We start from the raw sequence: 12,801 nt of genomic DNA on the forward strand, positions 1-12,801 counted from the left end.
GCGTGTGATGGATGTCGCTGAGCGAGATCGTTTCAGCCGCGCAAACAGAAAAGCCCCGCTCGATTGCTCGAAGCGGGGCTTTCTGAATCAGGGGCTGCTTGCGCCAGCGACTCGGCACATGCCGGGTTCGTGCATCCGCGCTGTCTTGCGGCCGGTATTTGAATGCCTGGTGGGTGTTGCTTCAACGCATTAAGACCGACGGTGATGCGAGGCGAGCCGGAAAGCGGCTTAGTAAGCAGACATCTCGACGCAAGGATCGACCTTGGACGGCGAGCAGATGACCGAATACTTGGCGCTCTCGCGCATCAGCGCTTCGCCTTCGTGCAGTGCGATCTTGATCTCGGGGTGACGCTCGTACGCGAGGAATGCCGAGCACACGACCGCGGACATCACGATCAGGGAAAACACAAATTTTTCAAGGGTTTGGAAACGTTCAGGCATGGTTCGACCTTTCTCTTAGCCCGTGATTATACCCTGAGATAAGGGTTTTCCCTATAACCCTGCCCGCATACCGAGGATGTCTTCGACCGATGGCGGGCCCAGTGCTTGCGCCCTTTTTAGTTGATCCGTGCTTGAGCGCCGGTCGCGGGCGCCGAACGACGCCTGCCCGTGCGAAGGTGGTGCTCGCACGGGCACCGTCATCGATGGATTGCTGTCAGCGGAGCGCGTGGAACGGCGCGGTCTTCATGAACGAGAGACCGTGCGCCGCGGGAAGGAAGTGAACAGCCCGCCGCCGGCGCATCACTGCGGCGCCGACGCGCCGCTTGCCGCGTCGCCGTGCCACGCCTTGCCGATCTGGTCGATCAGCGATTTCGCGGTGCCGGTCGCGAGCGCCGCATCGACGCCCGACGTCTGCCACGAGCCGTCGGCGGCCTTCACGAAGGTCAGGTTCGCACGCGACGGCGAGTAATCGGCATTGCGCCACGTGACCACGACGTCGCACGAGTACGTGCGATCGCCGAGCTTCTTGCAGTCGCCGTCGGGCTTCGCCGACACGACATCGGCCGATACCGGCAGCGGCTGGCCGAACAGCGCGTTCAGGCCGCCGTGGTTTTCCGCTTCGAGCGCACGGCGCACCGCGGCGTCGACGTCGCTCGATCCGGGGCCGTCGTGGAGCAGGTTGCAGGCGGCCAGCAGGGTCGATGCACAGCCGAGTGTCAGCAGCGTTTGAAACTTCATGGATATCCGTCAATCGAGTGAGCGTCGGGTGGCGTGCGGCGACATGCACGAACGCAGCCGCCAAGCCGGTACGCCGCGTAGTCTGCAACGTCCGCGCGTCGTTCGCGGTATCCATTTGTAACGAATTGCACGGATGCGCAGTGGCACGGCGCCCCCTTTTTCTCTTCTACTGCCGCTCCTGCTTCACGCGGCTGACGAGCTGCGTCGGGCTGACGAACTGCAGCGCGATCACGACCCACACGAGCGTGATGGCCATATAGATCATCGCCATCGCGTCGATCGACTGCGGCGCGCGCACGCCGGTCGAGAACACCGCGTAATAGAGCGCGACGACGAGCGTCTGCGTGCTCGGTCCCGCGGTGAAGAACGTCAGCTCGAACATCCCGATCGTGCGTACCAGGACGAGCAACCCGGCCGCGAGCATGCCGGGCACGAGCAGCGGCAGCAGCACATGGCGGAAATAGCGCCACGTGTTCGCGCCGAAGATGCGCGCGGCGGCTTCGAGATTCGGATCGATCTGCTCGATGAACGGCGTCATCACGAGGATCACGAACGGCAGCGCCGGCACGAGGTTCGCGAGAATCACGCCCGGCAGCGTGCCGGCGAGCCCGACCTTGTACATCACGGTCGCCATCGGAATCCCGTATGTGACGGGCGGCACCATCAGCGGCAGCAGGAACACCAGCAGCGCGAAGCGCTTGCCGCGAAACTGCACGCGTGCCAGTGCATAGGCGGCCGGCACGCCGAGCGCGATCGACAGCAGCACGACCGCGCCGACGACCTCGACGGTCACCCACAGCACGCTCGCAAGCTGGAAGTCCTCCCACGCCTTCGCATACCAGCGCAGCGTGAAGCCCTGCGGCAGCGGCGTGCCGAACCAGCGGGTCGCGACCGAGTTCACCGCGACGGTCGCGATCAGCAGCATCACGTTCAGCAGGAAGAACGCCATCAGCCCCCAGACGAGCGCCTTCCACGCGCGACCGGCGAGATTGCTTCTCATCTTTTGCGGTTTCCTCGCGTTGACCGGCCGTGCATCGGGCGCGTCCTGCTTCGGCGGCCAGGCTCGCGCGGCATGATTGTCGGTCGCCATCAGCCCTTGCCTCCCGTCACCGCGCCCGTATAGAAGAAACGGCGCGCGCCGAGCATCGATGCGACCACCAGCAGCTGCACGAAGCCCATCACGATCGCGATCGCCGACGCAAGCGAATAGTCGTAGCTCTCGAACGCGGCCTCGGCCGCCGCGATCGAGATCACGCGCGTCGGTCCGGCCGGCGCGCCGAGCAGCACGGCCGACGGGAACACCGAGAATGCCTGCACGAACGACAGGCACGCGGCCATCGTGAGCCCCGGCACGAGCAGCGGCAGGTAGATCTGCCGGAACTGCTGCCACGGGTTCGCGCCGAGCGTCGCCGCCGCGCGCGCGAGCGTCGGGTCGATGCCGCTGATGTACGACAGCATCAGCAGGAACGCGAACGGGAAGCCCGACACGATCAGCGACAGCAGCACGCCCCAGTAGTTGTGCGTGAGGCGCACTTCATCGGTGTACAGGTGCAGCCCCTGCAGCGCCTGCGGGAACCAGCCGTTCGGCCCGAAGTACGTGAGCATCCCGTCGGCCACGAGCACCGTGCCGAGCGTGACGGGAATCACGAGCAGCGTCGTGACGAACTTCTGGTACGGCGAATTGCGGCGCAGTGCGAACGCGACGGGCACTGACACGCCGACGTTGATCAGCGTGGCCGGCACCGCGAGCTTCAGCGTGACGAGCACGGTCGGCCACATCGCGGTATCGGTGAAGAACTGCACGTAGTTCGCGAGCGCGCCGCCGCCGTTCATCGGCTGGAACGACAACACGAGGCCGTACGCGAACGGATAGATGAACAGCGCGGCGATGAACGCGAGCGCGGGCGTGACGAGCCAGGCCTTCGTGTCGCGCGGCGTGCCGGCCGCGAGCGCGCTCATGCGGCCTCCCGGCGTGACGGCGCTGCGGTCGGGACGCTCATGTCGGCTCTCCCGGATAGATGAGCGTGCGCGACGGCGCGACGCGCAGCCGCAGCCGCTCGCCTTCAGCGAATTCGCCGGCCACGCGCGCCCAGATCGGGCCGAACGGCGTGACCGCGCGAATCAACGAATCGCGGCCGCCGTATTCGACCGTTTCGACCGTCGCGTCGAACGTGTTGTCGCCGGCGCCGTCCGCGCGCTCGATGTCGTCGGGGCGCAGCGCGACCATGACGTCTTTCGCGTCGAAGCCGGCCATCGGCACGCCCGCGATGCGCACGCCGCCGGCCGTGACGTTCACGTAGTCGCCGGCCATCCCTTCGAGCGTGAACGGCAGCACGTTGCGATAGCCCATGAAGCGCGCGACATGCAGGTTGTGCGGGCGCGTGTAGACGTCCTTCGGCGACGCGACCTGCTGCACGACGCCCTCCTTCATCACGACGATGCGGTCGGCCATCGACAGCGCCTCGTCCTGGTCGTGCGTCACGTAGATCGTCGCGCGTTCGAGCTGCGTGTGGATGCGGCGGATCTCCGCGCGCATCTCGATGCGCAGCTTCGTGTCGAGGTTCGACAGCGGCTCGTCCATCAGCACGAGCGGCGGCTCGATGACGATCGCGCGCGCGATCGCGACGCGCTGCTGCTGCCCGCCCGACAACTGCCCGGGCAGCTTGCCCTCGTGACCGACGAGCTGCACGAGTTCGAGCGCCTGCTGCGCGCGCCGCCGTGTTTCCTGCTTCGGCACGCCGCGCATCTTCAGGCCGAAGCCGACGTTGTCGAGCACCGACATGTGCGGAAACAGCGCGTAGTTCTGGAACACCATCCCGAAGCCGCGGCGCTCGGGCGGCAGCACGTCGATGCGCGTGTCGTCGAGCCAGATGCCGCCGCTCGTGAGCGGCTGCAGCCCCGCGATGCAGTTGAGCGCGGTCGACTTGCCGCAGCCCGACGGGCCGAGCAGCGCGATGAACTCGCCGCGCCGGATCTCGAGGTCGAGCCCGTTCAGCGCGGCGACCTGCGCGCCCTGCGCATTGGTGAAACTGCGGCACACGCCGTCGAGACGCAACCGTTCGAAACTGTGCTTCATTGCGCGAACTCCATGGACGCGGGCGCCGCGGCGCCCGCCGGTTCATGCGTCACTTCGACTTCTGCGAACCGATCTCGCGATCCCACTTCTGGAACGCGGCGACCATCGCCTGCGCGTTGAGCGGCTGCACGTGCGGGCGATCCGCAAGCAGCTTCGCGTACTCGGGGCGGCCGAACTTGCGGATCACTTCCTGGCTGTGCGCGGGTGCCATCTCGAGCGTCACGCCCTTCACCGCCGGGCCCGGATAGAAGTAGCCGTCGTCGTAGGTCATCGCCTGCTGCGCCGGTTCGAGCAGGAAGTTCATCAGCTTGAACAGCACGTCGAGCTTTTCTTTCGGCACACCCTTCGGGATCACCATGTAGTGCGCGTCGTTGACCCACGTCATGTTGTCGAACGCCTGGATCCGGAACTCGGCCGGCACGATGCCGAGCGCGCGCGGGTTGAGGTCCCAGCCGGTGACGGTCACGGTCATGTCGCGCGTGCCTTCGCCGAGTTCCTTCATCACCGCCGACGTGCCGCCCGGGTAGTACGGCACGCAGTCGTTCAATGCCTTGAGGAACGCCCAGGTCTTGTCCCAGCCGTTGATCGGATCCAGCGGATTCTTGTCGCCGAGCACGTACGGCAGCCCCATCAGGAACGTGCGGCCGGGGCCCGAATTCGCCGGGCGCGCGTAGATCAGCTTGTTCGGGTGCGCCTTGCACCACGCGAGCAGCTGGTCGGGCGTCTTCGGCGGGTTGCTGACCTTCGCCGGGTTGTATTCGAGCAGCGGGCCGGCCGGCATGTAGGTGACTTCGAGGCCGAAGCCCTGCGCGAGCTCCTGCATCTTGCGCGGGCCGGGCGCGTACTTGTCGAGCACGCCGGGGAACGCGGCCGCGTCGTCGGGCAGGAGTTTCTGCCACAGGTTCTGTTCGATGCCGGCGGCCAGCGCATCGGTGCCCGTCAGCACGAGGTCGATGTCGGAGCGCCCGGCCGCCTGCATCGCCTTGATCTTGCCCGGCAGCTGCGGCGCGGGCGCATTCGTGAACGTGACGGTCGACACGAGGTTCGGGTTCTTGTCCTTGAATGCCTCGATGGCCTTCTGCGTGAGCTGCAGGTTGCCCGCGACGTCGACGATGTTCAGCGACACGGGTGCGGCAACGGCTGCCGTGGCCGACAGCGTAACGCTCAGCGCGAGTGCGATCCGGCGAACCCGGCGCGCGATCGTGGTTGTGTTCATGTCTCCTCACTTCGGTCGGTGGATGGGACCTTTCTTTCAGGAAATCATGACGGCGTTATACGATGTCGGTCAACAAAAAACCATGACGCGCGGGGCGGGACTTTCCCTGACAAAACCCCTTCACTTGATGACGTGATTCAAAAAGCGAAACGGATTTCGGGGATTGTCGCAGCGCGAGAAGTGACGTGTGCTAAGACATCGTATGTCGATGGATGCACAATGAACTCGGTGTGCCGAGCAGGTTCGACCCGCGTATTTCGCAGGATGAATGCAAGGCCGGGCGAGGCCCGATGCGCCAGCCGAGTGACCGACGGACAGTCACCACCGGGCAAGGGAATGATCCGGTGGAGCGGGCTTTCAGCGGGACAGCGACAACTCCCAGATCGCACTGAAATATTCGGCCAGTTCTTCACTCGTCACGCTGCCGTCCGCAACGTCGACCATGAGGTCTTCGAGATCGGCGAGGCGATGAATCGAGATACCCTGCCGTTCCATATACGTCAATGCGCAAGTCAGGCCGGTGCGCTTGTTAGCATCATTGAACACATGCCCGCGCGCGATCGCGGCGGCATAAGTGGTGGCAATGCCGAACACGTCATCGAGACCCGCGTAATGGGCATGATTTTCGACTTGGTGCAGGGTGGCTTCGACACCGCCCCGACCAGCATGCGCGAATCCGCTGAGACCGCCGAGATCCGGATGGTCTCGGCGTGGATCGTGATGACGTAGTCGAGATCCCGCCAATCAGCGATCCTTCAACGCGATCAGTACGTCCCGATGCTCGGAAATGACTTTTCGTGCCGCGCGAAGTACGTCGTCCTTCTCGGTTTCGGTCGAAGCCTTGACCTCCGTCGTGGGACGAATGATCGTGCGGGGTTTCAACTCGACCCCGTACAGCACCTTTCTTTTGGGAACCATGACAGCTTTCCGCTCAAAAAAACAATAACAATCAGCCGCTTATCGCGCATCCTCGCGCCGCGGCCACGTTGCCGACAATCATAGCGCTCGACGGGTCGCCGAAGGAGCTTCGAGGTCGGCAAATATGTCGGCGTGTCAATCCGTCAAGCCGGAATGACTTTCGCCGAGCGCCATCACTTCACCGATCAGCCGCTCCGCGTCATGCCACTCGCCATACCCCGACGCCGGGTTCAGGTGCCCGACCTCGCCGAGATCGACGAGTTTGCTGCCCCACCCCGCTGCCAGCGTCTCGATGCGCTCGAAGCGCGCGAGGGGATCGTTGCGGCTCGCGGCGACGACGCTCGGGAACGGGAGGCGCGCGGTCGGCACCGGCGTCCAGCCGTGCGCGTCGATCGCGTCGGGCGACGGATAGCCTGCGGGCATCGGCATGTCGAGATCGGCCGGCGCCGCGAGCAGCGCGCCGTGGATCGCGCGCGTGGCCTGCCGCGCCCAGTGCACGGTGATCATCACACCGGCGCTATGCGCGACGAGGATCACCGGGCCGTCGATCGCGGCCAGCGCCGCATCGAGCGCCGCGACGCGCGCGGCGCGGCTCAGTTTGTCGGCTTCGAGCGGCGCGACGGAACGCGCGTTCGGCAAACGCCGTTCGAGATGCGTCTGCCAATGGTCTTCGACGTGATCGCGCAAGCCGGGCACGATCAGGATGGTGGGCGCGGTCGCCAGGGTCATGTTGCCTCCGGGAGGGTTCAGGAAAGTTGAGATGCGCGTCGTTCGCGTTCGACGCGCGCGAGATCGGCCGCGTAACTCGCGCGTCCGATCGCGAACAGCACGGCGGCCGCGAGCGGCACGACGGGAATCCATTGCAGTGCGCCGACGAGTCCGGCGCGATCGGCGACCCACCCCGTCAGCAGCGGGCCCGGCGCCATGCCGAGCAGGTTGTTCGCGAGCGTGAGCGTCGCGAACGCCGACGCGTGGATCGCGGCCGGCGTCAGGTTCGCGACCATCGCGCCCGACGCGCCGGATGCGCCCGCGCCGACCAGCATGCCCGCGCAGATCAGCGCGAGCTGCAACGGCCCGGGCGGCAGCCGGAACGCGACGGCGAGGCAGACGCCGGTGATCACGCAATAGGCGATCGCGGTCAGCCATTTGCGCGAACCGTCGGCGCGGCCGACGCGGTCGGTGACGATGCCGCAGCCGACCATCCCGACGCCCGCGAGCAGCACGAAACCGGCCGCGAGCACGGCGGCGCGGTCGGGCGCCATCGCGTAGTAGCGGTTCAGGTAGCTCGGCAGCCATGCGAACAGCGCGCCCGGCACGAACAGGTGCAGCCCGCTGCCGATATACGCGCACACCACCGAGCGCGACGCGAACAGTCCCGACATCAGCGCACGTACGCTGCCGCGCAGGTCGCGCGGCGCGTCGGCATCGCGCCGGCACGGTTCGACGCGGCATGCCGCGAGCCGCCGTTCCGTGACGACGCCGCGATACGCGACGAGCAGCACGATGCCGAGCGCGGCCATCACGCCGAACGACCAGCGCCAGCCGAGATGCGCGCCGACCAGGCCGCCGAGCGCCATGCCGAACACGGAGCCGAATGCGCCGCCGGCCATGAACGCGCCGGTCAGCGTCGCGCGCAGGCGGGCCGGGAAGATGCTGAGGATCAGCGCGACGCCGACGCTGCCGTACGCGGCTTCGCCGAGCCCGACGAGGCCGCGCGACACGAGCATTTCGGTGTAGTTGGTCGACAGCGCGCAGCCGAGCGTCGCGACGCTCCACAACGCGGCCATCAGCACGATGCTGCGCACGCGTCCGAAGCGGTCGGCAAGCACCGACAGCGGAAACGTCAGCAGGCCGACCAGCAGCGCGACGACGCCGGACAGCGAGCCGAGCTGCGTGTCCGACAGTCCCCACGCGTGCTTGAGCAGCGGAAACACGGCGTTGAGCACCTGCCGCGACATGTAGTCCGACAGCAGCAGGCCGACGGTCAGCCCGAACACGAGCCATGCGTAGGCCGGCGCGCGCCGCCCGGTGGCCGCCCGCTCCTGCAGCGACGGCTCGACGTGATGAATCAGCATGCGTGTCTCCTCCGGCACCGGTGCGGCAACGCGCCGGCGCGGCTTGCGCGGCCCCGCTCCGTCGACCGGAGTCCGCCCTGCGTCACGTGCAGGGGTGGGTGCCGCGCTACAACGATCGGCGGGCGGCGGCCGCGCTGGCGGGCCGCCCGGATGCGCAGCGCGTCAGGCCGCGCGCAGCGGCACGTTCATCTGGCCCGGCCGGCGGTTCGGCGCCATCCCGAGCTGCGCGAGCGTTTCGTCGACGCCGTCGTACTGCACGCCGATCCGGTAGATCGCCTTCGCCTCCTTGCCGGTCGCGATGTCGCGGCCGAGTTCGCGTGCGATCCGCGCGCACTGCTCGACCTGCTGCACCGACGTCATCCGGTTGCCCTTCTGGTCGATGATCGTGTCCTCGATCCCGCAGCGCGGATGCAGGCCCAGCGCCATCGCGACCGTGTTGATCGGCAGCACGTTCTTCATCAGCGATTCGAGCGTGATGCACGCGCCGTCCGGGCAACGCCGCACGAATTCCATGAAGTTGTACGGATTCGGGCCGTCGAAGCCGCCGCCGATGCCGACCCACGTGACGTTCAGCGGGCCGCGATAGACGCCGCGGCGGATGATCCGCTCGAGCGTTTCGAGCGCGTGCATGCCGGTGAGCTGGAAATGCGGCTGGATGCCGGCCGCCTGCAGCCGGCGCATGTGTTCGTCGACCCAGCCCGGGCCGGCCGGCACCGTCATCTCGCGGTACGCGTCCCAGTACGCGGTTTCGTTCAGCGACGTGCCGGCAATGTCCTGACGGTTCATCAGCTCGGTGATGTTCATCTGCACGGTGTTGATCGCGACCGTCACCTGGTCGGGCTTCGGCGTCAGCTCGGCGAGCATGTGGCGCGTGTCGTCGGACAGCCATTTCGCTTCCGCGCCGTCGCCTTCCGGCGCGAACGAGATCGAGCCGCCGACCTGCAGGATCATGTCGGGCACGGCTTCGCGCAGCCGGCCGAGCAACTCGTTGAATTTCGACAGGCGCTTGCTGCCCTTGCCGTCGAGCTCGCGCACATGCATGTGCAGCACCGTCGCGCCCGCGTTGTAGCAATCCACCGCCTTCTGCACGTGCTCGTCCATCGTCACCGGAATGTCTTCCGGAAAATCGGCGGGCATCCATTCGGGGCCGTACGGCGCGACCGTGATGACTACCTTGTCCTGGTTTTCCGGGTGCAGCGAATCGTCGAGAAATTGCATGTCGTCCTCCAGTGGAAATCGTTGTGTTCGGGCGTACGGGCGTGCGTATCCCGTCGTGCCGGGCGGCATGCCCGGCGCGTTGTGTGGGGTTGCGTTTCGGTTACGGGGTGGCGGCGCTCAGAACGGCACGTCGCCGACGATGCCCGCGCGCTCCATCCTGCGGACGCACGGCGGGTAGTCCATCACCGCGTAATGCTGGGTGCTGCGGTTGTCCCAGATCGCGACGCTGTTCTTCTTCCAGCGCCAGCGCACCTGGTATTCGGGGATCAAGGCCTGGCTGATCAGGTACTGCAGTAACTGGCCGGCACCCGGGTTCGCGTCCTGCCCGAAGCGCACGCGCCCGGGCGTGTGGAAGTTGGTGAAATGCGTGGTGAACGCATTCACGTACAGCACCTTCTCGCCGGTTTCTGGATGGGTGCGCACGACCGGATGCTCGGCGTCCGGGTACTGCGCCTTCAGCGCGAGCCGCTTGTCGATCGGCATCGCGGCGCCGAAGCTCGCCTCGATGCTGTGGCGCGCGCGCAGCCCGTCGATCTGCTGCTTCAAGTGGTCCGGCAGGTTGTCGTAGGCGAGCACCATGTTCGCCCACATCGTGTCGCCGCCAACCGGCGGACCCTCGACGCAGCGCAGCACACAGCCGAACGGCGGCGCCACGCGCCAGCTCGCATCGCTGTGCCACGCATTCTCGTAGCGGTCGTTCGGCTGGTCGGGCGACTTGTAGATCCGCACGAGCCCCGGGTGGTCGGGATCGCTGCCGGCGACCGGATGATCCTCGAGCTCGCCGAAGCGCCGCGCGAACGCGACGTGCTCGGCGCGCGTGATGTCCTGGTCGCGCAGGAACAGCACGCGATGCCGCAGCAACTGCGCGCGGATCTCGGCGAACAGGCCGTCGTCATGCACGGCGTCGGCGAGGCTCACGTCCAGCAGTTCCGCGCCGATCGCGCAGGTCAGGGGTTCGACTCGCATGCGCGTCTCCTCAGATGATGAACACCGACGAACCGGTCGTCTTGCGCGATTCGAGATCGCGGTGTGCCTGCGCGGCGTCCTGCAGTGCATAACGCTGGTTGATTTCGATCCGGATGCGGCCGGCGGCGACGTGCGCGAACAGTTCGCCGGCGAGGTCGTTCTTCTCGGCCGGATCGACGATGTAGTCGGCCAGCGCCGGGCGCGTCAGGTACAGCGAGCCCTTCATCGCGAGGCGCTGCGGGTCGAACGGCGGGATCGGGCCCGACGCGGTGCCGACGCACACCATCAGCCCGCGCCGCTTCAGCGAATCGAGCGAGCCTTCGAAGGTGTCCTTGCCGACGCTGTCGAACACGACGTCGACGCCCGCGCCGTCCGTCAGTTCGCGCACGCGTTTCGCGACATCCTCGCGGCTGTAGTCGATCGTATGGTCGCAGCCGTGCGCGCGGGCGATCTCGGCCTTGTGCGCGCTGGACACGGTGCCGATCACCTTGAGCCCGAGCAGCTTCGCCCATTGCGACACGATCAGCCCGACACCGCCGGCGGCCGCATGCAGCAGCAGCGTGTCGCCCGGCGCGAACGCGTGGATGCGGCGCAGCAGGTAGGCCGACGTCAGGCCGCGCATCGTCATCGCCGCGGCGGTGTCGCACGCGATGCCGTCCGGCAGCCGGATGAGCGGCGCGGCCGGGATCAGCCGTTCGGTGCTGTACGCGCCGAGCGTGTTCAGGAAGCCCGTGTAGGTCACGCGATCGCCGGCGGCGACGTTCGTCACGCCGGGGCCGACGGCCTCGACCACGCCGGCCGCCTCGACGCCGATGCCGGACGGCAGCGGAACCGGATACAGGCCGCTGCGGAAATAGGTATCGGCGAAGTTCAGGCCAACGGCCTCGTGCCGCAGGCGCACCTGGCCGGGGCCCGGGTCGCCGACGTCGACTGCTTCCCAGCGCAGCACGTCGGGGTCGCCGGTTTCGTGGAATCGCACTGCATGTGCCATCTTGTTCTCCGTAGGGTGTCTCAGTCGGATGCGCGTCGCGCATCGTCGATTTCATTCGCGTCCGGCGGTGTCGCGGCTGCGCCGCCCGCCAGGCGCCGGTCCAGTTCGGCCCAGTCGGCGTCGCCCAGGTAGCGCCGCGCGGCCGGGAATATCACGCCTTCGATTCGCCCCATCTGCTCGAACGCTCCGCGCGCATAGCGGGCGAGCGCCGTGTCGAATGCGGGCGACGGTTGCCCGTCGGAGGCGATCCGCGCCAGCGCGTCGCATGCTTGCGCGTCGCGGCGTTGCTGGCGGTCGATCTCGTCCAGTTCGGCCACGACGCTTTCCGTGCGGGTACGCAAGGCCGCGAAGAGTTGCGCTTCGGCGGCCGTGCCGAAACGCGTGCGTTGCAGGGACGCGAGCGCTGCCAGGGTGCTGCCGATGTCGACGGCTTCTTGCGCTTTAGCCAATTCCGCCGCTTCCCCGCCCTGCGCGATCAGCCCATGCAGCATCGCGGCCACGTCGCGATGCGCATCGAGGCAGCGGGCGATCACGCGCGCCGCGGCCGGCGGGCGCGGCGACGCGCATACCAGCACCGGCACGTCGCACATCGCGAGCAGCTGCTGCCGCTGCCGGCATTCGGCTGGATCCGCGTCGGGCGGCAGTGCCGCCATGCCGATCAGGTCGCAGCCGAGTTCGCGGGCCAGTGCGGCCGGCGATGTGCCACCGGCCGCCGGGTGGCCGGCCCCCGCGATCGCATGGGACAGGCCCTGCGCCCGCGCGGCGGCTTCCACTTTCGCACCGTGTTCGGGCAGCCGCGCTCCGGATAAACGCGAGTCCGGCGCGGCACCGGGCAGCACGAACGTGACCCGCGCGCCGACCGCACGGGCCAGTTCGAGCGCATGGCCGATCGCGTCGATGCCGCCGGGCGCGCCGTCGACCGTCACGAGCAGATGGCGGTACATCGTGCCGCTCCGCTTATCCGGCGGTCGGCGCGCTGTACCGCGCGCCGGTCGATTCGATGTTCATGGCTGCTCTCCTCGTTGCGTTCGTGATGCATCTGAACCCATGCTATCGGCGCCGCGCCGCGGCGGCCCCACTCGTCGCGGGGGGGATTGACGCGCGAACACGGTTCGGCCGATCCTTCCCCCCACGCCCACCCCGGACGCTGACCCGCACGGCA

General features: G+C 67.5%; 14 protein-coding genes. All 14 read right to left on the reverse strand.

The window, feature by feature from the left end; all coding sequences use genetic code 11:
- Window positions 1-228: 228 nt before the first annotated feature.
- The 14 genes from VL15_RS03900 to VL15_RS03960 all read right to left on the reverse strand — a co-directional run bounded on the left by VL15_RS03900 (window position 229) and on the right by VL15_RS03960 (window position 12,583).
- Complete coding sequence (locus VL15_RS03900; protein ID WP_048243204.1) at window positions 229-441, reverse strand: hypothetical protein; 213 nt, start codon at window positions 439-441, stop codon at window positions 229-231.
- 300 nt (window positions 442-741) lie between these two features.
- Complete coding sequence (locus VL15_RS03905) at window positions 742-1,179, reverse strand: hypothetical protein (RefSeq protein ID WP_048243205.1); 438 nt, start codon at window positions 1,177-1,179, stop codon at window positions 742-744.
- A 166-nt stretch (window positions 1,180-1,345) separates the two neighbouring features.
- The gene (locus VL15_RS03910; protein WP_048243206.1) at window positions 1,346-2,269 is read right to left on the reverse strand and encodes an ABC transporter permease; all 924 of its coding nucleotides are present in this window, start codon (window positions 2,267-2,269) and stop codon (window positions 1,346-1,348) included.
- Window positions 2,269-3,138 (reverse strand): ABC transporter permease, encoded by an 870-nt coding sequence (locus tag VL15_RS03915; protein WP_048243207.1) that lies wholly within the window; start codon window positions 3,136-3,138, stop codon window positions 2,269-2,271. The genes VL15_RS03910 and VL15_RS03915 overlap by 1 nt, the downstream gene beginning before the upstream one ends.
- Window positions 3,139-3,175: 37 nt before the next feature.
- Window positions 3,176-4,255 (reverse strand): ABC transporter ATP-binding protein, encoded by a 1,080-nt coding sequence (locus VL15_RS03920; RefSeq protein WP_048243208.1) that lies wholly within the window; start codon window positions 4,253-4,255, stop codon window positions 3,176-3,178.
- A gap of 49 nt (window positions 4,256-4,304) precedes the next feature.
- Window positions 4,305-5,471, reverse strand: coding sequence for an ABC transporter substrate-binding protein (locus VL15_RS03925; RefSeq protein ID WP_048243209.1), 1,167 nt, complete (start codon window positions 5,469-5,471; stop codon window positions 4,305-4,307).
- 357 nt (window positions 5,472-5,828) lie between these two features.
- Complete coding sequence (locus tag VL15_RS03930; protein WP_230684336.1) at window positions 5,829-6,215, reverse strand: type II toxin-antitoxin system death-on-curing family toxin; 387 nt, start codon at window positions 6,213-6,215, stop codon at window positions 5,829-5,831.
- On the reverse strand, window positions 6,216-6,389 hold the full coding sequence (locus VL15_RS42590; RefSeq protein ID WP_196319538.1) for a hypothetical protein: 174 nt from the start codon (window positions 6,387-6,389) through the stop codon (window positions 6,216-6,218).
- Window positions 6,390-6,524: 135 nt separating this feature from the next.
- Window positions 6,525-7,118, reverse strand: coding sequence for an RBBP9/YdeN family alpha/beta hydrolase (locus VL15_RS03935; protein WP_048243210.1), 594 nt, complete (start codon window positions 7,116-7,118; stop codon window positions 6,525-6,527).
- A gap of 17 nt (window positions 7,119-7,135) precedes the next feature.
- Window positions 7,136-8,464: an MFS transporter gene (locus VL15_RS03940; RefSeq protein WP_048243211.1), complete on the reverse strand. Its 1,329-nt coding sequence runs from the start codon at window positions 8,462-8,464 to the stop codon at window positions 7,136-7,138.
- A 162-nt stretch (window positions 8,465-8,626) separates the two neighbouring features.
- On the reverse strand, window positions 8,627-9,682 hold the full coding sequence (locus tag VL15_RS03945) for a 3-keto-5-aminohexanoate cleavage protein (RefSeq protein ID WP_048243212.1): 1,056 nt from the start codon (window positions 9,680-9,682) through the stop codon (window positions 8,627-8,629).
- Between the two features lie 117 nt (window positions 9,683-9,799).
- On the reverse strand, window positions 9,800-10,648 hold the full coding sequence (locus VL15_RS03950) for a TauD/TfdA dioxygenase family protein (protein WP_048243213.1): 849 nt from the start codon (window positions 10,646-10,648) through the stop codon (window positions 9,800-9,802).
- A gap of 10 nt (window positions 10,649-10,658) precedes the next feature.
- Window positions 10,659-11,639, reverse strand: a complete 981-nt coding sequence (locus VL15_RS03955; RefSeq protein ID WP_048243214.1) for a quinone oxidoreductase family protein — start codon at window positions 11,637-11,639, stop codon at window positions 10,659-10,661.
- 20 nt (window positions 11,640-11,659) lie between these two features.
- Window positions 11,660-12,583 (reverse strand): universal stress protein, encoded by a 924-nt coding sequence (locus VL15_RS03960; protein WP_048243215.1) that lies wholly within the window; start codon window positions 12,581-12,583, stop codon window positions 11,660-11,662.
- Window positions 12,584-12,801: the final 218 nt, after the last annotated feature.

The sequence above is a fragment of the Burkholderia cepacia genome (assembly GCF_001039005.1).
Classification (GTDB): domain Bacteria; phylum Pseudomonadota; class Gammaproteobacteria; order Burkholderiales; family Burkholderiaceae; genus Burkholderia; species Burkholderia theae.

Excerpts from the sequence above, each read along its gene's own strand:
- VL15_RS03920 (WP_048243208.1), bottom strand. The coding sequence starts at position 4,255 with ATGAAGCACAGTTTCGAACGGTTGCGTCTCGACGGCGTGTGCCGCAGT.
- VL15_RS03940 (WP_048243211.1), bottom strand. The coding sequence starts at position 8,464 with ATGCTGATTCATCACGTCGAGCCGTCGCTGCAGGAGCGGGCGGCCACC.
- VL15_RS03945 (WP_048243212.1), bottom strand. The coding sequence starts at position 9,682 with ATGCAATTTCTCGACGATTCGCTGCACCCGGAAAACCAGGACAAGGTA.
- VL15_RS03955 (WP_048243214.1), bottom strand. The coding sequence starts at position 11,639 with ATGGCACATGCAGTGCGATTCCACGAAACCGGCGACCCCGACGTGCTG.
- VL15_RS03960 (WP_048243215.1), bottom strand. The coding sequence starts at position 12,583 with ATGTACCGCCATCTGCTCGTGACGGTCGACGGCGCGCCCGGCGGCATC.
- VL15_RS03935 (WP_048243210.1), bottom strand. The coding sequence starts at position 7,118 with ATGACCCTGGCGACCGCGCCCACCATCCTGATCGTGCCCGGCTTGCGC.
- VL15_RS03905 (WP_048243205.1), bottom strand. The coding sequence starts at position 1,179 with ATGAAGTTTCAAACGCTGCTGACACTCGGCTGTGCATCGACCCTGCTG.
- VL15_RS03915 (WP_048243207.1), bottom strand. The coding sequence starts at position 3,138 with ATGAGCGCGCTCGCGGCCGGCACGCCGCGCGACACGAAGGCCTGGCTC.
- VL15_RS03910 (WP_048243206.1), bottom strand. The coding sequence starts at position 2,269 with ATGGCGACCGACAATCATGCCGCGCGAGCCTGGCCGCCGAAGCAGGAC.
- VL15_RS03950 (WP_048243213.1), bottom strand. The coding sequence starts at position 10,648 with ATGCGAGTCGAACCCCTGACCTGCGCGATCGGCGCGGAACTGCTGGAC.
- VL15_RS03900 (WP_048243204.1), bottom strand. The coding sequence starts at position 441 with ATGCCTGAACGTTTCCAAACCCTTGAAAAATTTGTGTTTTCCCTGATC.
- VL15_RS42590 (WP_196319538.1), bottom strand. The coding sequence starts at position 6,389 with ATGGTTCCCAAAAGAAAGGTGCTGTACGGGGTCGAGTTGAAACCCCGC.
- VL15_RS03925 (WP_048243209.1), bottom strand. The coding sequence starts at position 5,471 with ATGAACACAACCACGATCGCGCGCCGGGTTCGCCGGATCGCACTCGCG.